13 protein-coding genes and 2 tRNA genes are annotated in these 19,026 nt (G+C 43.8%); 11 read left to right on the forward strand and 4 right to left on the reverse strand.

All coding sequences use genetic code 11. The features are described from left to right. The first annotated feature begins 186 nt into the window (after nt 1–186). From J7649_RS00185 to J7649_RS00200, 4 genes are all read left to right on the forward strand, one after another. Entirely contained in the window at nt 187–3,282 is a 3,096-nt protein-coding gene (locus J7649_RS00185) for a multidrug efflux RND transporter permease subunit (protein ID WP_219308750.1), read from the forward strand. 172 nt (nt 3,283–3,454) lie between these two features. Continuing rightward, complete coding sequence (locus J7649_RS00190) at nt 3,455–6,583, forward strand: efflux RND transporter permease subunit (RefSeq protein WP_219308752.1); 3,129 nt, start codon at nt 3,455–3,457, stop codon at nt 6,581–6,583. 162 nt (nt 6,584–6,745) lie between these two features. Then, complete coding sequence (gene mgtE, locus J7649_RS00195; RefSeq protein WP_219308754.1) at nt 6,746–8,086, forward strand: magnesium transporter; 1,341 nt, start codon at nt 6,746–6,748, stop codon at nt 8,084–8,086. Nucleotides 8,087–8,160: 74 nt separating this feature from the next. Continuing rightward, nucleotides 8,161–8,742 (forward strand): DUF4112 domain-containing protein, encoded by a 582-nt coding sequence (locus J7649_RS00200; protein WP_219308756.1) that lies wholly within the window; start codon nt 8,161–8,163, stop codon nt 8,740–8,742. An 80-nt stretch (nt 8,743–8,822) separates the two neighbouring features. Here J7649_RS00200 and htpX read toward each other — a convergent pair whose 3' ends face one another. Further along, nucleotides 8,823–9,728: a protease HtpX gene (htpX, locus tag J7649_RS00205; protein WP_004280540.1), complete on the reverse strand. Its 906-nt coding sequence runs from the start codon at nt 9,726–9,728 to the stop codon at nt 8,823–8,825. 176 nt (nt 9,729–9,904) lie between these two features. Next, nucleotides 9,905–10,777 carry a lytic transglycosylase domain-containing protein gene (locus J7649_RS00210; protein ID WP_219308758.1) on the reverse strand — a complete coding sequence of 291 codons (873 nt, stop codon included), beginning with the start codon at nt 10,775–10,777 and terminating at the stop codon, nt 9,905–9,907. 499 nt (nt 10,778–11,276) lie between these two features. On the opposite strand from J7649_RS00210, the gene ttcA reads away from it, so the two are divergent. Beyond that, nucleotides 11,277–12,203: a tRNA 2-thiocytidine(32) synthetase TtcA gene (ttcA, locus tag J7649_RS00215; protein ID WP_004280538.1), complete on the forward strand. Its 927-nt coding sequence runs from the start codon at nt 11,277–11,279 to the stop codon at nt 12,201–12,203. 206 nt (nt 12,204–12,409) lie between these two features. Continuing rightward, complete coding sequence (locus J7649_RS00220) at nt 12,410–12,796, forward strand: SCP2 sterol-binding domain-containing protein (protein WP_004280536.1); 387 nt, start codon at nt 12,410–12,412, stop codon at nt 12,794–12,796. A 93-nt stretch (nt 12,797–12,889) separates the two neighbouring features. Here J7649_RS00220 and J7649_RS00225 read toward each other — a convergent pair whose 3' ends face one another. Then, nucleotides 12,890–14,005: an MltF family protein gene (locus J7649_RS00225; protein ID WP_153566826.1), complete on the reverse strand. Its 1,116-nt coding sequence runs from the start codon at nt 14,003–14,005 to the stop codon at nt 12,890–12,892. 362 nt (nt 14,006–14,367) lie between these two features. On the opposite strand from J7649_RS00225, the gene greB reads away from it, so the two are divergent. The 5 genes from greB (at nt 14,368) to epmA (ending at nt 17,622) form a co-directional block, all read left to right on the forward strand. Then, nucleotides 14,368–14,862 (forward strand): transcription elongation factor GreB, encoded by a 495-nt coding sequence (greB, locus tag J7649_RS00230; protein WP_005103930.1) that lies wholly within the window; start codon nt 14,368–14,370, stop codon nt 14,860–14,862. 88 nt (nt 14,863–14,950) lie between these two features. Then, nucleotides 14,951–15,040, forward strand: a tRNA-Ser gene (locus tag J7649_RS00235). A 273-nt stretch (nt 15,041–15,313) separates the two neighbouring features. Then, a tRNA-Ser gene (locus J7649_RS00240) sits at nt 15,314–15,403 on the forward strand. A 180-nt stretch (nt 15,404–15,583) separates the two neighbouring features. Beyond that, the gene (locus J7649_RS00245) at nt 15,584–16,651 is read left to right on the forward strand and encodes a 4-phosphoerythronate dehydrogenase (RefSeq protein WP_219308768.1); all 1,068 of its coding nucleotides are present in this window, start codon (nt 15,584–15,586) and stop codon (nt 16,649–16,651) included. Further along, nucleotides 16,648–17,622: an EF-P lysine aminoacylase EpmA gene (epmA, locus tag J7649_RS00250; protein ID WP_004645738.1), complete on the forward strand. Its 975-nt coding sequence runs from the start codon at nt 16,648–16,650 to the stop codon at nt 17,620–17,622. Before J7649_RS00245 ends, epmA begins: the two co-directional genes overlap by 4 nt. 83 nt (nt 17,623–17,705) lie before the next feature. Here the strand turns inward: epmA and J7649_RS00255 are convergent, their stop codons facing one another. Further along, nucleotides 17,706–18,941, reverse strand: a complete 1,236-nt coding sequence (locus tag J7649_RS00255; RefSeq protein WP_153567121.1) for a multifunctional CCA addition/repair protein — start codon at nt 18,939–18,941, stop codon at nt 17,706–17,708. Nucleotides 18,942–19,026 lie beyond the last annotated feature (85 nt).

The raw sequence follows: 19,026 nt of genomic DNA on the forward strand, positions 1-19,026 counted from the left end.
TAGGGAAGAGCAATCTCAAGAATATGCTCAAGAGGGATTATCCATAATTTCTCCATGATTGGTTTTTATCGCAGTTTTTATGTGTTTAATTCTTGCATTCTAGTGCTATGTCACTGAATATTTGGATATAGCATGCTTATGTTCTGCATCAATTTACCCCTATTTAATTAAAAGTGACCCGGACTTATGCTGTCTAAATTTTTTATCCACCGCCCGATCTTCGCTGGGGTACTGGCGATTGTTGTCATGGCAATCGGCTTGTTCGCAGTGATGAACCTGTCAGTGGAACGTTATCCGGACATTGCCCCGCCAAGGATAACGGTGGCAGCAACTTATAGCGGCGCTTCTGCGGAAACTGTGGAAGAAAGCGTGACTCAAGTGCTGGAGCAGCAAATCAAAGGCATTGATCATCTGCTGTATTTCAGCTCGAGTAGTGATTCTTCGGGGCGTAGCCGGGTCAGCATTAGTTTTGAAAATGGCACCGACCCGGATACTGCACAGGTTCAGGTACAAAATGCGATTAATGGGGTACTAAACCGATTACCGGAAGATGTACAACGCCAAGGCGTTAATGTCTTTAAATCGCTCGGTGATACCCATATGGTGATCAGCCTGTATGATGAGTCGGGGCGCAGCAACAATATTGAACTTTCCGACTATCTGATGACCCATCTGGAACAGGACATTTCCCGGATTGAAGGCATTGGTGAGGTGGATGTTTTTGGTTCACAATATGCGATGCGGATCTGGCTGAATCCGGCAAAATTAAAACAATATAACCTGATGCCAAGTGATGTGCGTGCTGCGATTGAAGCCCAGAATACTCAGGTCGCTGCTGGTGCGATTGGTGATCTTCCAGCCATAGACGAGCAATACCTGAATGCCAAAGTTACTTCGGGTTCACGGCTAAAAACTGTAGAAGAATTCCAGAATATTATTGTCAAATCGGATCGTGCCGGCAGCTTTATTTATTTGAAAGATATTGCGCGGGTAGAACTGGGTGCTGAAAATTATCAGTCTTATAGTACCAATAATGGTTATCCATCAGCAGGTCTGGGTATTTCACTGGCCTCAGGGGCCAATGCCATTGCCACCTCTAATCTGATTAAGGCTGAAATTGCCCGTATTTCCCAGCAATTGCCTGAAGGCTATAAAATTGCCTATCCACGTGATAATACGCCTTTTGTACAAGAATCAATTAAAGAAGTGGTCAAAACCCTGATCGAAGCCGTGATTTTGGTCATCATTGTGATGTTCATTTTCTTGCAGAACTGGCGTGCCACCTTGATTCCCACCGTGACTGTTCCGGTAGTGATTTTGGGTACCATGGCGGTGTTGTATGCACTGGGTATGAGTATCAACACTTTAACCTTATTTGCGCTGGTTCTGGCGATCGGCCTGTTGGTGGATGATGCGATTGTTGTGGTGGAAAACGTCGAACGGCTGATGCATGAAAAGCAACTGTCTGCCAAGGACGCGGCCCTGGAATCCATGCAGGAAATTAGTGGAGCACTGATCGGGATTACTTTGGTTTTGACCGCAGTCTTTATTCCGATGGCTTTCTTTGGTGGTTCGACTGGCGTGATCTATCGCCAATTTTCTATCACTTTGGTTGCGGCCATGTCGCTGTCCTTAATGGTGGCATTGATTCTAACCCCAGCATTGTGCGCGCTTATTCTAAAACCGAATCCTAAACCGGCAAAATGGGCATCCTGGTTTAACCAGAAACTGGATCATTTAAAACATCGTTATCTGAATTTGTCTAAACTCACGGTCCAGCGTCAGGCAATCTGTTTGCTGCTGTTTGCCGGATTGATCGGTGTGTTTGCGCTGTTCTATCGTGCCTTGCCGACCAGTTTCTTACCGAGTGAGGATCAGGGGATCTTAAGCTTGCAAATCAAATTGCAGGAAGGCGCTCCGATGAAAAATACCATTCAGATCGGTGAAGAAGTCCGTAAGTATTTTCTGGATCAGGAACAAGCTAATGTCAATCTGGTGATGATCCGTTATGGGCGAAATTTCTCTGGAACTGGTCAGAACCTCGCGACCGGTTTTGTAGCGTTGAAACATTGGGATGAGCGTTCCGGTCAGGACAATACTGCACAAGCGATTCGTGAACGGGCCTTGAAGCATTTTCAAGGCAATCGCAATGCACAAATTAACGTGTCCATGCCAGCTTCAGTCAATGGCCTGGGACAAACCGATGGTCTGGATTTCTGGATTCGAGACATCAATGGCAATGGCCGACAATATCTGGAACAGCAATTTAGAGCGCTGGAAGCTCGGGCGGGCAACTATACGAGCTTTGAAAATCTGGGCAAACGTTCTAATCCTGACAAAGCAGAACTACGTGTCAATATTGACCAGAAACAGGCCATGGCCAATGGCCTGACCCAATCGGCGATTAACAGTACCTTATCCAGTGCCTGGGGCGGCAGTTATATCAATGACTTTATTGATCGCGGCCGGATTAAACGGGTGATCATGCAGGGTGATGCTGAATTCCGTTCCAAGCCGGAAGATCTGGCACAGTGGCATGTACGAAATGACCAAAATCAGATGGTGCCTTTCAGTAACTTCTCGCAAGTGGGCTGGAGTGGTGGCCCTGAAGTGGTCAACCGTTTCATGGGTTATACCGCATTGCAAATGGATGCGGATCGGGCCAAAGACAGCAGTTCCGGCCAGGCTATGCAGGATGTGGAAGCTTTGATTGCTGAGCAGGAAGGGGTGGATGTGGTCTGGAGTGGTCTTTCCTTTGAGGAAAAACAGTCCAATAATCAGGCGATCTGGCTGTATCTGATTTCAATTGGCTTTATTTTTCTCTGTCTGGCAGCTTTATATGAAAGCTGGAGCATTCCAACCGCCGTGATGTCAGCTATTCCACTCGGAATTGGCGGCAATATTATTTTCAGTTATCTGGCTGGTTTCCCGAATGATATCTATTTCCAGATTGCCTTGCTAACCACCATCGGTCTGTCCTGTAAGAATGCCATTCTGATTGTGGAGTTTGCTTCGTTAGCGCAGCAACAAGGAAAATCGGTAGTAGAAGCGGCACTAGAAGGTGCCTCTTTACGCCTACGTCCAATTTTGATGACTTCTTTGGCTTTTGGCGCAGGGATTTTACCGCTGGTCTTTGCTACAGGCGCAGGTGCGGTGAGTCGTCAGGAAATTGGCGTAAGTGTATTTGGTGGTGTTATTTTTGGAACTTTGCTGGTGCTGATTTTTATTCCATTTATGTATGTTTTAATTCGTCGACTTATCATCAAAAAATCGCGTGCTTAAAACAAAGGAAAACTCTAGAGCTAAAAAATCCTCGTTTATACGGGGATTTTTTTATCCTTAAGATTAATCCAATGGCTGGTTGAGTCTGCAGTATGGTGTGAAAATTGCTATAGAAATCATCTATTCATAGAAGAATGCGTCGTGAGAATGCATCTGATGGGGATTTTTATTCATGTTGTCACGCTTTTTTATTTATCGACCTAAATTTGCAGCCGTGATCGCCATTATCATGATGGTATTAGGAATTTTTGCACTGCAAAAAATTCCGATTGAGCATATGCCGAATATGGATGCACCTGCGTTAGGGGTTTCTGCGGGGTATCGTGGTGCATCTGCGGAAACCGTTGAGCAATCGGTCACGCAAATTTTAGAACAAGCGATAAAAGGCATTGAAGGTTTGGAAAGCTTTCAGTCCAACAGTAGCGTGGGACGTGCAAATCTGACACTGTCGTTTGAGCAAGGAGTAGATCTCGATCAGGCACTGTTGCAAGTGCAAAATGCGGTCAATAGTGTGCTAAGTCGATTGCCTGAAGAAACCCAGCAAAATGGAGTGGCTGTTTATAAACAAGGTTATGATCAATTTGCATTACTGAGTTTATATGATGAATCGGGGAAGGCGACACCTACAGAGCTTGCTGACTATTTAATGGTGCATGTCGAACCGCGTTTTTCCCGTATTGAAGGGATGGGTGAGGTGGAGCTTTATGGCGCAGGCTATGCGATGCGCATTTGGCTCAATCCATATAAACTACGCCAATTTAATCTGATGCCGAGTGATATTCGCAATGCAGTCGAGGCACAAAATGCACCACTTGTGTCTGGTTCTATTGGTGGATTACCGACAGCGCAAGATCAATACATGAATGCCAAAGTCAGTGCGGGTTCGCGTTTAAGTAACATTGATGAATTTGAAAAAATTATTGTGAAAACAACAGATTCAGGTTCAGTACTGTACTTGAAAGATGTCGCACGTGTTGAGTTAGGGGCAGAAAGTTATAACCATTTAAATTATACCAACGGTCATTTATCCGCTGCATTATCGATTCAATTGGCGCCACGGAGTAATGCGATTGCGGTTTCAGAGCAGATGCAAACGGTATTGAAAAATGCCCAAGCCAATTTGCCTGCACATTATCAATTGCGTGTGACCATGGACAGAACCTCATTTATTACCAGTTCAATTGAACAAGTCGCGAAAACTCTGGTCGAAGCGATGGTACTGGTGGTTTTGGTGATGTTTATCTTCCTGCAAAACTGGCGCGCCACTATTATTCCTGCAGTCACGATTCCGATTGTAGTTTTAGCCACATTTGCGGTGCTGTATGTATTGGGAATGAGCTTAAACAGTTTTACCTTGTTTGCCCTGATTTTGGCGATTGGCCTGTTGGTCGATGATGCCATTGTGGTCGTGGAAAACATTGAACGTTTGATGCATGAAGAACGTTTGGATGCTCAGGCTGCAGCTTTAAAGTCAATGAAGGAAATTAGCGGTGCATTGATCGGGATTACTTTGGTCTTAACTGCTGTATTTATTCCCATGGCATTTTTTGGCAGCATGACAGGAGTCATCTATCGTCAGTTTTCTATCACGTTGGTCGTGGCAATGCTACTTTCTTTATTGGTGGCACTCATCATCACCCCTACATTTGCAGCGCAACTGCTAAAGCGTCAACCACATCAACCAAAATGGGCACAGCGTTTTAATCGTGGCATGGATAAGCTCACCATGCGTTACCAAAAGCTTTCTGCACGTAGCATGCAGTTTAAAATGACGATGTTGGCTGTATTTAGTATATGTGTTTTAGGCTTTGGCTGGCTTTATAAAACCCTGCCCGAAGGCTTGATGCCAACGGAAGATATGGGCTTTGTTATGGGTCAAATTGTGATGCCGGGCAATGCACCACGTTCTGAGATAGAAAAAGTCGGGCGTGAAGTCCAAGACTATTTAATGCAGCATGAATCTGAGCGCATCCAAAGCATTGGGATTTGGTATAGCGGAAACAATGTTGGGGTTGGGCCTTATCGTGGTCAGCTCTTTGTCGTATTAAAGGACTGGACAGCGCGTAAAAATCCTGAAGATAGCGTCTTTGTCATTGTAGATCGTGCACAAAAGCACTTTGCCAATCATGCCAATGCCCAGATTTTCTTTATGGCGCCTTCTATGTCTAGTAATGGACGTGTGGTCGACTTCTGGTTACAAGATTTAGATTCACGGGGCAGCGAGTTTTTACAGCAATCCTTCTCTGAGATTGAAACTCGTGCCAAAGCAAAATCATCGATTGAATATTTACAACTTGATGTACCCAAAGAAAGTGCCGAGCTGAATATTAAACTGGATATAGAACGCTTACTCAAATATGCCGTACCTCAGCAAAGTTTTAACAGTACGTTGGCTGCGGCTTGGAGTGGTACCTACATCAACGACTTTATTGATCGTGGGCAAATCAAACGTGTCATCATGCAAGGTGAAGCGGAATTTCGTTCTAAACCTGAAGATTTGGCACATTGGCATGTCCGTAATAGCAAAGGCGAAATGTTATCGTTTAATCAATTCACTACGCTGAATTGGCAAGGTGGACCGAATAGTATCAACCGTTATATGGGCTATAACGCCGTGCCTGTATATGCAGGTATTCCCAAAGATCAATTTTCGAGTCAAACCATGTACGATGTCGAAGCTTTAATCGATGAACAAGACGGGGTGAATTTGGCCTGGAGCGGAGCCGCACTAGAAGAAAAACGCAGCAGCGGGCAAGCTATTTTCTTGTATCTAATTTCAATTGCCTTTATTTTCTTATGTTTAACGGCACTCTATGAAAGCTGGACGATTCCTGCTGTGGTGTTGACCGCGATTCCTTTGGGCGTGGGAGGAAGTATTCTGTTCTGTGCATGGTTTGGTTTTGCGAACGATATTTACTTTCATATCGCCTTGCTGACGACTATCGGTCTGTCCTGCAAAAATGCAATTTTGATTGTAGAGTTTGCTGCACAAGCAGAGCGGGCAGGTCATACTCCTGTTCAGTCAGCGCTATTGGCCGCGGGCTTACGCTTGCGTCCTATTGTCATGACCTCCATTGCATTTGCAGCGGGTGTATTGCCTTTGATGTTTGCCACAGGCGTCAGTGCAATCAGCCGGCAGGAGATTGGCAGCAGTGTTTTTGGTGGGGTGCTATTTGCTACTGTTCTGGTACTGCTGTTTATTCCCTTTATGTATGTATTGATCCGTGGTCTGATGATTAAAAAAACAGTTTCTCAATCAGTGGTGATAGAGCATCCATCTTTAGAAAGTGAACAAGCCTGACTCAGTCAGGCTTTTTTCTGGCTAAATATCGAGGAATTGATTTATACAAAAAATATCGTCATATTGCAGCATGATCATTAAAATTATTCACATGAAAAATTAGGATACATAGGGATCAGGACAAACCTCTCTTGACTGCCAGACTTTTATAATGAGCTGCTTATGCCAACAATTTCAGAAAAAATCCAGCATATCCAACAACAATTACATTCTGAAAATCACGGCATGGCTGTAGGTTTACTCACTCAGCTGAATGTCGCCGATCAGGCGCGCATTTTAAGTCGTTTAGATGCTCGGCAACAGGCCCAAATTTTAAGGGAACTGAATGAATCAAGCTTGGTCTATGCTTTTATGCCCCTAGGGCAGCAGTTAAACGTGACCAAGCACTTATCCATTTCAGAACTTGTTCCCATTCTGGACGCAATGCCTTCTGATGATTTTGTCGATATTTATAAGCAGTTTTCGCCGCCGCTACAGCTGCAATTGATGGGCGCATTATCTGAAAAATCCCAGCAAACACTCAAAGATCTGGCCATCTATCCGGAAGGTACGGCTGGGGCCATGATGAGCTCAAGTTTTGTGACACTCTCACCCGATTTAACCATGGATGAAGCGATACAGGTTTTACGTGTGGTGGCCGCCGGGCAGGAAACCCTGTATCTGATTTATATTGTCGATGCAGAAAAACGGCTGATCGGTGTGATTTCCTTAAGGCAGATCATACAAGCCTTACCTGAGCTGAGCATTGCCGAGGTGATGCAGCGTGATGTCATTTCTGCCCAGGTAACAGATGATCAGGAAATTGTAGCTCGAGCCTTGGCCTATTATGATTTTATTGCTCTGCCTGTAGTTGATGCACAGCAAAAACTCTTAGGAATTGTTACTTATGACGATGCTATGGACATTGTCGAAGCCGAAACCACTGAAGATATTTTAAAGTCGGGTGCAGTGACACCGTTGACTGAATTGAGCCTTAAAACTGCCCCGATTTTGACCCTGTATCAGAAGCGGGTCTTTTGGCTGGTCATTCTGGTTTTTGGCAGTCTGCTCTCTGGAATCGGGATTGCACACTTTGAAGAGATCATTGCCGCACATATCGTGTTGGTATTTTTCTTACCACTTTTGGTGGGCAGTGGCGGGAATGCCGGTTCGCAATCCGCCACCTTGATGGTGCGTGCCTTGGCCACAGGCGATGTCGAGTTTAAGGACTGGTTTAACTTGCTCAGTCGCGAATCTCTGGTGGCGCTGTGCTTAGGCGGCACCATGGCAATTGCCGTATCCATTCTGGGTTATATTCGGGGTGATGTCATGGTCGCTGTGGTGCTGGCCATCAGTATGCTCGGGATTGTGTCGATGGGCTGCCTGATCGGCATGAGTTTGCCTTTTATTTTAAATAAACTCAAACTTGATCCTGCCAGTGCTTCGGCGCCGTTGGTGACTTCCATCTGCGATGCTACCGGTGTAATTCTGTATTTATTCGTTGCTTCCAAATTATTGTTTTAATTCACAGATTGATACATCAGCGTAGAAAAAATACTTTATGCTCAAGAAAATCAGCATTATTTCTGGAATAACCTATGCCTGAGCCTGAACAAAAACCAAAATTAAGCCAACAAGAGGTGATACGTCTGGAACGTGATCTGGCCAAGTTTGCCAATATGATGGACTCCGTGGTGCGTATTCCGTTTACCAAGCAAGGGGTGGGGGCAGACGCAGCTTTGAGTACGATTCCGGTTGCTGGAGATATTGCCGGTTTTGTATTGACCTGTTATGCCATTCATAAGGCCAAACAGATCGGGGTTCCGAGTGCCAAACTCAATCCGGTGATGAAAATGGCGGCGATCGATGCGGTAGTAGGATTTATTCCGGTGGCAGGCACGGTCTTTGATATTTTTATTCGGCCCAGTCGCAAAGCGCTCGATGTCGTGCACCTGCATATTCGCGAGGAATATCAGATTAATAGCGATCGACATGTGGTGCATCCATTTTTGCATGAAAGTCTGGAACGCAAACAACAGCAATCTGGATTCTGGCGCAATCCTGTGGTGGCCTGGATCTGGATTCATATTCCGGATATTTTAGGCACTTTATTCCTGATTTTATTTATCTTCGCGATCGGGTGGGGTGCTATGGCGCTGTATCAATGGTTCAGCCAATGATAGGTCAGCTAAAGAATAATTAAATCCAATAAAAAAGCCTGCAATTGCAGGCTTTTCTTGAATCAAAACTCAAGTTTTACTTAAGCACAATCAAGTTGTTGCAATGCAGCGACACGCTGTTCGATGCTTGGATGCGTCTGGAACAAGGCAGCAAGGCTAAAGCCTTCTTCTTTACCCGCAGAAATCGCAAATGCTTTCATTTCTTTCGGCATGGCATCCGGCATTTCAGATTCTGCCTGTAAGCGCAGTAATGCTGAAATCATGGCTTGTTTACCTGCCAAACGTGCGCCTGCTTCATCAGCACGGTATTCACGGTGACGAGAGAACCACATCACAATCGACGATGCCAAGATACCGAACACGATATCTAGCACAATAGTAATCACGAAATAGGCAATACCCGGGGCTTCACCTTCTTCACGACCAAAGACATTGCGGTCAATAAAATCGCCCGCGACACGTGCGAAGAACATCACGAAGGCGTTCACAACACCTTGGATCAGTGCCAGAGTGACCATGTCACCATTGGCGACGTGACCAATCTCATGCGCCAATACTGCACGAAGTTCGTCTTTGTTCATACGCTCAAGCAAGCCGGTTGATACCGCAACGAGAGCATCGTTTTTGTTCCAGCCAGTGGCAAAGGCATTCGACTGGTAAGAGGGGAAAATACCCACTTCCGGCATTTTAATGCCTGCACGCTGAGAAAGTTGTGCAACTTCTTGGAGCAACCAGGCTTCAGCTTGGTTACGAGGTGCATTCGGGTCAATCAGTTCAGTACCCGTGGTCTTTTTCGCCATCCATTTAGACATGAACAGGGAAATCATTGAGCCGACCATACCGAACACAAAACAGATGACCAACAGGTTGCCTAGATTCAAGCCACCTGCGCCATGGTAACTACCGACACCGAAGAGTGACAAGATAATGCCAGCTACAACCAGTACCGCGAGGTTGGTTAGCAAGAACAAACCAATCCGCATCATTGAGAAATCCTCTTATTACAGAAAAATAATCTGATTATTAAATGTAAATCATTGAAATCAATATGCGGTGAAATGGAGAAGAATTCAAGGAAAAAATAGCATTTGGCTACAAAAAACACAGGATATTTTTTGTACTAATTAAAACATAGGTCTTTAAAAACAAAGCTGTTTAGAAATTATTCACTCAAATATATTTTTGCAGATGCTGACGCATTGGCGGTGGCATATGAGCCTGCCGGTGCATCGGTGAAACTGCCATCCGCTTGAGCAATGATCTGACGCTGATACTTGGCAGCCTGAATATTGGAAGCTGTGGTGGTTCCAGTCGAATAATTGTCAGAACTGGCAATCACACGGCCAGTATCAGAAGATGCTGTATAGGCAGCACTATGATTACCTAGACCTTGAGCATATAGGTTCTGATAACGGCTGCTGACACGACGGACATAGTCCTGAGTTTCACGAAACGGTGGTACGCCCTTATATTTGGCAACATTACCTTCACCGGCATTATAGCCGGCCAGTGCCAAGGTGGTATTGCCATTAAAACGTTTCAATAACCAGGCCAGATATTTGGCACCTGCCATAATATTCTGCTGCGGGTCATAAGCATTGCTGACATTAAAACGACGGGCAGTCGCGGGCATGAGTTGCATTAAGCCCTGTGCACCGACTGGAGAACGTGCCTGCACATTAAAACCGGATTCGGTATGCATCACGGCTTTAATCAAGCCTTCAGATACACCATAGGTTTGTGCTGCCTGACGGATGATCGAGTCATAGGCATTTTTATTTTTACTATAACTTGGCAATACCGAAGCTTCACTTGAACCCCAGTTGCTATAACTGTGAATATTGCTGTCTGGATAATAGGTTTTCTTTTCTACCTGTAGATGGTTATAGCGACTTTTCTTATTGGTCAATAAAGTACTGCCATTACTGTCACGTAATTGATAGATCGTTTGACCGGCATAAGCAAAATGACAACAGCTTGCTAATAGCAAACCACTGATCCCATAACGCCCCAAAACATACACATTTATTTTCATTGTTTATATTAAGTAAACACAAGCGAGAAAAATTCAATAAAGAGTTTAACAAAAAATTACGGAATGAAAAGACTTGTGCGCTGCATTTATAAACGAGTTTGTAAATGCAAGTCATTTTTTACATTTTAGCAGTAGAAAAAAAAATATGATTTAATTTAAAACCTTAGGCTTGACAGGTTTAACTAATTGATTTTTATAAATAATTAAATTGATCAAAAAATGATCAATTCAAAGAAAAGCCTTATCTTTTGAGCCGGACAAGTTGTCAAGTCTGTTTCAATCCACAAAGTTATCCACAGCTTTTGTGGACAACTGTGGAAAAGTCCAAAAGATAAGCATCTTGACTAAAAAATGAACGCAATCGTTCAATATATCAATCTAAATAAAACATGAAAATGAAACTAATAAGACATTTTCATGAAAATAAATTCTTTTGATGCGATAGCGGTCTGAATCGGCTAAAATTGCGCGGTATTTTTTTTATGGGTTAATCTCGTCTATGTACTCGCCAGTTGAGTCCGAACAAGGATTTAATTTCAAACCTGAACTGCCAACAAGCTCAGCCTACTACCGTTTGTTGAAGAAGCTTCGCCGCCAGGTCGGACATGCCATTCGTGACTTCAAGATGATTGAAGAAGGCGATAAGGTCATGGTGTGTATTTCTGGTGGTAAAGACAGTTATACCCTGTTGGATATCCTGCTACAGTTCAAGCGCATCGCACCGATCAATTTCGATGTAGTGGCTGTAAATCTGGATCAGAAACAGCCAGGCTTCCCTGAAGATGTTCTACCGCGTTATTTAGAAGAAAATAATATTCCGTATTACATTCTGGAAAAAGACACCTACAGCATTACCAAAAAACTGACGCCAGAAGGCAAAACCTATTGTGCAGTCTGTTCGCGTTTGCGTCGTGGTTCTTTATACGGTTTTGCGCAGGAAATTGGCGCGACCAAAGTTGCTTTAGGCCATCATCGTGATGATATCTTGGCGACTTTCTTCCTGAACCTGTTCCATGGCGGCAGCTTGAAAGCCATGCCACCAAAACTGTTGTCTTCAGACAAAAAGAACATTCTGATTCGCCCACTGGCCTATGTGGAAGAAAAAGACATCATCAAATATGCAGAAATGCGTCAATTTCCAATTATTCCATGTAATTTATGTGGCTCTCAGGACAACCTGCAGCGCGCAATTATCAATGACATGTTACGTGATTGGGATAAAGCACATCCAAAACGTCTGCACAGCATTTTTGGCGCATTGCAAAATGTTTCGCCATCGCAGCTGGTCGATCGTGAATTATTTGATTTTGAAGTGCTGGACAGCCAGCGTGAATTCGACTTCAAAGGCGGTGATTCAACTGAAGAAGCTGTGGAAGGCGAGAACCGTCGGATCAATATGGTCAATCTGGGCTTTGCTGCAGACTAATTTTAGAACGTGTAGACATCAGCCTGCGGGTTGATGTCTGCTTATAAACATAAATAAAAATAGAACTACAAAAATTGAACGGCGCGTACAAAATTCGTTAGCCTTTGCGCTAATGATCATGATATAACAAAGCACAAGCATAATAGCTTCAACATGATGTCGTCTGGATAGTCGACACAAATGAACAAATAATTTGAGGAAAGATCATGCCTGCTTTTTTAACTGATGATTGGTTTTCAACTGTAGAAACTCTAACTGCGCAAGCTGGCGATTTGAATTTGCCACCAGCTTTGGCGAACCTTGCGATTAATTTGGTTGTAGCGGACACTACAGGTAATACTGAACTATCTTTAGATGGTGGGGCAATCAAAAAAGGTTTGTCTTCAAATGCCAAAACTACGCTGAATATGGATGGCGAAACTCTACGTAAAGTTTTTCTAGAGTTTGATATGGCTGCTGCGATGCAGGCCTTCATGACAGGTAAAATCAAAGTACAGGGTGATATGTCACAATTGATGGCACTTCAAACTGCAAAACCAAGTCAGGAACAAAAAGATTTGTTCAAGAAAGTACTTGAAAATACCACGGCTTAATTCTGCTAAGACATTCGCCCGAATAAAGACCAAAAAAGCTTACCCTGAGGTAAGCTTTTTTTATGGCATTTTGATTAACGCTAAGATTTCAGCTTAGATATTCACCAATTGCGGTGTAGTCTTGATATGCTCCAGATAAGCACGAATACGGGTTACATATTGCACCGCTTGACGGTAACGACCATTATTGGCCTTATTCTGATCCAGATAGGCATATAAATTCACCCAGTTATTCGGGTTCTTGCCTTGCGACTGAATGCGCTTTTGCAACTGATTCACTGCACCTGGGCCCATATTATAAGCCACCAGTGCAAACCAGTTTCGATCTGGAAAAGGAATATGATCATAGCGACTAAGCATTTGATCATAATACTTGGCACCACCCTGAATGCTTTGAGCCGGATCAGTACGGTTACTCACGCCCATTGCTTTGGCTGTACTGTTGGTCAGCATCATCAAACCACGCACACCCGTCGGAGAAACTGAATTCGGTTTCAGATAAGATTCCTGATAACCAATGGCCGCCAGTAAATGCCAATCCAGATCATACTGCTGCGCTGTCTGTTTAAAACTCGCTTCATAGATCGGCAGGCGATTGTTCAAATCACGTTGAATGGTGGTCCAGGATTCCTCTTTCACCACATTCTGATTATAAAATGAAGCAAGCTGCTTGATGGCACCACTTTGTTTGCCTTTGCAGACAAAAGCACTGGCCGTTTGGCTCAAAGGATCTGTAGCAGATTTAAACACCAGATTTAAATTGGTATTCAAGCCATTACTTGACAGAATCGATTCATCGCCACAAGTGGCTGAGAATGACGTCAAACGCTTGTTTTCAATGGTGCGTATATCGGTAGTTGTCATAGCCAGATTGGCTTTACCCTGAGCAACCCATTGTAGTGCCGTATTATTATCAGGAACGATTTTAAAATCGAGCTTTACATTCAGATTGTTGGCATAGTTACGAACCAGATCATAACCGAAGCCATGTAGATGTTGTCCATCCTGAAATACGGTAGTCGGATTTTCAACCGCAACCACGGTCAACTTATTGCTATTGACCACATGATCAAACTGAAGTGTGGTCTTACTTGCATTGATACTGTGTAGGGGAATAAATGCAGTGCTCAGTACAAGTGCTTTCAAAGGGAGAGAAGAAATTACAGATCTTAGGCAAAGCCTCGACCCAGTGGATGAACTACTGTGCATGTTGTCTCCGCTACAAGTAATTTATGCCCTAAAAATCACAGCCAACAAAGCCAGAAATTTTAACAGTTTGATAAATTCAATAAGGGTTGGGCAGTCATGACGTCATTCAAAATGACAAGAGATTTAAAGATAATTATGTAGAAAAACTACATAGATTAAAAAGTAAGCATTTCCGGAAGTTGCTGGCATATTAATGATCTGAAAAACGATTGTCAAATTTTGTACACAAATTATTTTTAAAAATAATTTTAAAATATTGAAATATAAAGTTAATTTTTTTGGAATTTTACCATTGTGTTAAAATGGTAAATAAAATAATCTGTTTGTAAGTTAAAACACTGAAAATATGATCAGCAAGACGTATGAAATCCAACTTAATCACCCGTGCTGGACACGATAAATTGGTGGCAGAACTTAAAAATCTCTGGCATGAAGAGCGCCCTGAAATTACCAAAAAAGTGAACTGGGCCGCCAGTCTTGGCGACCGTTCTGAAAACGCAGACTACCAATATAACAAGCAAATTTTACGTAAAATTGATCGACGGGTCAGGTATCTCGGCAAGCGCCTCGAAGAACTGAAAATCATCGATTTTTCCCCGGAGCAGGAAGGGAAAGTTTATTTTGGTGCCTGGGTAGAAATTGAAAATGAAGAAGGCGAACAAAAAACTTTACGTATTGTCGGTGTAGATGAAATTTATGATCATCATCCGCAGCATATATCGATCAGTTCACCGATGGCACGCGCGTTATTGGGCAAGCAGGTCGATGATGAGGCCGAGGTATTGACCCCCTCCGGCAAGAAACTCTGGTTCATCAATTCAATTCGTTATGAAAAGCCAGAAAATTCAGCAGATTAATGGAATTGATTTTATTTTGTGCAGTTGATGCAGTGAAAGCATAAAAATATTTGCCAAGCGTGATTTTTGTTTATATCATGTCGGCCATGGAAGCGTGGCAGAGCGGTTTAATGCACCGGTCTTGAAAACCGACGAGGGTGTGAGTCCTCCGTGAGTTCGAATCTCACCGCTTCCGCCAAATTTTAAAAACCCAGTCAATTTGACTGGGTTTTTTTATGTCTGAATATTTTTTCAGTTGTTGATCCACTTGATGCTGAATGTGATTATTTCTCTCATCATTCTCTACTGAGTTAAATTCAACTCAAGATCATTGCAATACTAAAATCTTTGAATGAAAATACTCAGATTGGCTTTGATTTCGGATGATTTTTAGCTGAATAAGCTGCTTTTTATAGAAGTTTCGCTAAATTTTATTGCCAAAAATCTAATTTATTTATATGATGGCGGCCAAGGAAGCGTGGCAGAGCGGTTTAATGCACCGGTCTTGAAAACCGACGAGGGTGTGAGTCCTCCGTGAGTTCGAATCTCACCGCTTCCGCCAAATTTTAAAAACCCCAGTCGAAAGATTGGGGTTTTTCTTTTTAGGCTGCAGATCTTGAATATTAAATTCTTCAGTCCTGAACTTAATTCATAAAATCTTGAAAAATGGACGTATCGGCCAAATATAGAGTCAGAGGCGTCAACGCGCTATCATACGCCCAAGCATCATATGGATCTCATTATGAAAATTGTCGCAGATGAAAATCTGGCATTTACCGATTATTTCTTTTCCGAATTTGGTGATATTCAACATCGTGCAGGGCGAACCTTAAGCGCAGATGATGTCAAAGATGCCGATAGCCTATTGGTACGTTCAGTGACTCAGGTCAATGAAGTACTGCTACAGAATAGTTCGATTAAATTTGTGGGTAGTGCCACCATTGGCACAGATCATTTGGATATTGCTGCATTAGAACAGCATGGGATTCAATGGAGTAATGCAGCCGGCTGTAATGCGCAAGCAGTGGCTGAATATGTGATTACCGCGTTATTGCAGGTGCGTCCTGAATTACTCGATGCCAATGCGACATTTACCTTGGGTATTGTCGGTTTGGGTAATGTCGGAACCCGACTGGCTTATATGGCGAAGCTCTTGGGCTGGCGCGTGATCGGTTGCGATCCTTTTGTGCAAAGAGAGCAGGTTGATCAAGTCGAATTTCATGAACTGCTGCAGCAGGCGGACGCCGTTTCAATTCATGTCCCTTTAACCAAAACAGGCATATATCCAACCTATCATTTATTTAATGCTACTGCGTTGGCAAAAATGCAGCCTGACGCGATCCTGATTAACTCAGCGCGTGGGCCAGTGATTGAAGAAACTGCCTTAATTCAAGATATTAAAGCGACACAACGCCCCGTAATTTTGGATGTTTTTGAACACGAACCGCTGATTTCAGCAGAACTTCTGGATCTGGTGACTTTGGTGACTCCGCATATTGCCGGCTATAGCCTGGAAGGCAAGGCACGTGGTACCCAGATGATTTACGAAGCTTTTTGTCAAACTTTCGGTTTTGCAGCCAATAAACAGTTTGAATCCCAGCTGCCTATCTGTGAGCAGTTTTTTCAGGGGCAGGATTTAAAAATGGCATTGCAACAGCATTTATCCCAAATTTATGACATTGCTCGTGATGATGCCAATCTACGTGCCTGTCTCAAAGAAGGCAAAATCGATCAGCAGGCATTTGATCATTTACGTAAAACCTATCCGCTGCGTCGTGAGTGGGCAGCACATGGTGGGCCGAAGGCATGACGATGACGTATCAACCCACTTGTGACCTTCAAGCCATGCGTGCACGGGCGACCTTATATCGTCAAATCCGTCAATTTTTCGCTGAGCGGGATGTATTAGAGGTGGAAACACCGATTTTGTCTCAAGCCGGTGTGACCGATGTGCATTTAGCCTCGGTACAGGCACAGCGCCATGTGCTGGGTAAACTGAATACGCATTATTTGCAGACCTCACCCGAATTTGCTATGAAGCGCTTATTGGCCAGTGGTAGTGGACCCATTTACCAAATCTGTAAGGTCTTCCGCAATGATGAGCATGGACGCAAGCACAATAGCGAATTCACCATGCTGGAATGGTATCGCCCGGGATTTAGCTTAAAAGATCTGATGTTTGAAGTATCGGATTTGCTGAATGTGACTTTGAAAGCACGTTTTGGCGAAATCCGTCCGACCATTCTAAGCTATAAACATGCTTTCATGGATCGTCTGGATCTCAATCCACTTCAAGCCACTTTACAGGAACTGAAAGATTGCTGCCGCCGCGTTGGACTCAATCTGGATTTAGGCGAGGATCGTCTCGGTTATATCGACCTGTTATTTTCACATATGGTTGAACCTAGTCTGGGTTTTGATACTGCAGTATTCCTGACTGATTTCCCCCCTGAAATGGCATCACTGGCCAAAACCCGAACCGATGAAGATGGTGAACTGGTCGCCGCACGTTTTGAATTGTATATCGAAGGTTTAGAATTGGCCAATGCCTATGATGAGCTGATTGATGCCGACGTATTGCGTTCGCGCTTTGAGGCGGATAATGCAGAACGGGCCAAGCTGGGCTTGCATGTCATGCCGATCGATAAATATCTATTGGCAGCTTTACCGAATATGCCGGAATGTTCTGGAATTGCCCTTGGAATTGACCGTTTGTTGATGATTGCAACCAATCAAATGAAACTGGAGCAAGTGATTACTTTTCCGGCAGATATTTCCTGATGGTACTGATCCAATATTTCTTAATTCCTTTTGTGATAAAGAGAAATTAAGCTATTAAAAAAGCACCCGAGGGTGCTTTTTTATTATTCAATCGCTACGGTTTGTTGTGCTTTGAGTTCACCGAGTGCCTGAATCCGTCGTTCAATCAGCATTTCACCAATATCCGGACCCTGAATATCGGCAGGCAGGTCTTGTGCCTTGATGGCGCGTACGGTTTGCATGGCATCGAGGACATATTGTGCTTGTGGATAAGCACGATCTTCCAGACCTAGACGGCCACGTGAATCACATTCACACGCCTGGACGAAAGCTTCGACACGTTCAGGGCGACGTAACACATCCAGACGTTGCAATAATCGCCATAAGGTTCCCGGCTTAAGATTGAAGGCCTGATGGCATTTTAGATGCTCTTTGCACACCGCCAAAGCCAGCTGCTTGGTATACGTCGGCACTTTTAAACGGTCACACAGTTCATTCACTGGCTTGATGCCACGCTCTTCATGCATGATATGTCGCGGTAATTCTTCAACCGGCGTTAAAGCTTTTCCTAAGTCATGCACTAAAACGGCAAAACGTACATCCAGACTATAATTTTGACGACACGCCTGCTGCAAGGACATCATCGTGTGAATGCCGCAGTCAATTTCCGGATGATATTCTGGGCGTTGTGGAATGCCATATAAGGCATCAATCTCAGGGAATAGCACCTTTAAAGCACCACATTGACGTAATACTTCAAAATACACATCAGCATGACGTTCGGATAATGCACGGGAAGTCTCTTTCCAGACGCGTTCTGGTGTCAATGCATTTAATTCACCGGTTTCAGTCAAGCGTTGCATTAATGCCAAGGTTTCATCGGCAATCACAAAGCCTGCACTGGTATAACGGGCAGCAAAACGGGCTATTCGTAGTACGCGCAATGGATCTTCGATAAAGGCATCGGAAACATGACGTAGAATCCGGTTTTCCAAGTCCTGCTGACCACCATAGGGATCATAAACCTGGCCGGCATCATCCATGGCCATGGCATTAATGGTCAAATCGCGACGAATCAGATCCTGCTCTAGCGTAACGCTGACATCGGTATGAAACTCAAAACCATGATAACCGGCGCCAGATTTACGTTCGGTACGCGCCAGTGCGTATTCTTCTTTTGTTTGGGGATGTAGAAAAACAGGAAAATCTTTGCCTACGGGCTGATAGCCTAAGTCAAGCATTTGCGCGGGAGTTGCACCAACGACCACATAATCTTTTTCGTGATAGGGGTGTCCGAGCAAATGATCTCGAACTGCGCCCCCTACTAAATAAACTTGCATGAAAAAACCTCTATTCTTACAAGCATCATGCTACAGAATAGAGGTTTTCTCAAGTTAAGAAACGAGGCTGATGCGTCGTTATCTT

This window comes from Acinetobacter lwoffii (genome assembly GCF_019343495.1).
GTDB classification, from domain to species: Bacteria; Pseudomonadota; Gammaproteobacteria; order Pseudomonadales; family Moraxellaceae; genus Acinetobacter; species Acinetobacter lwoffii_P.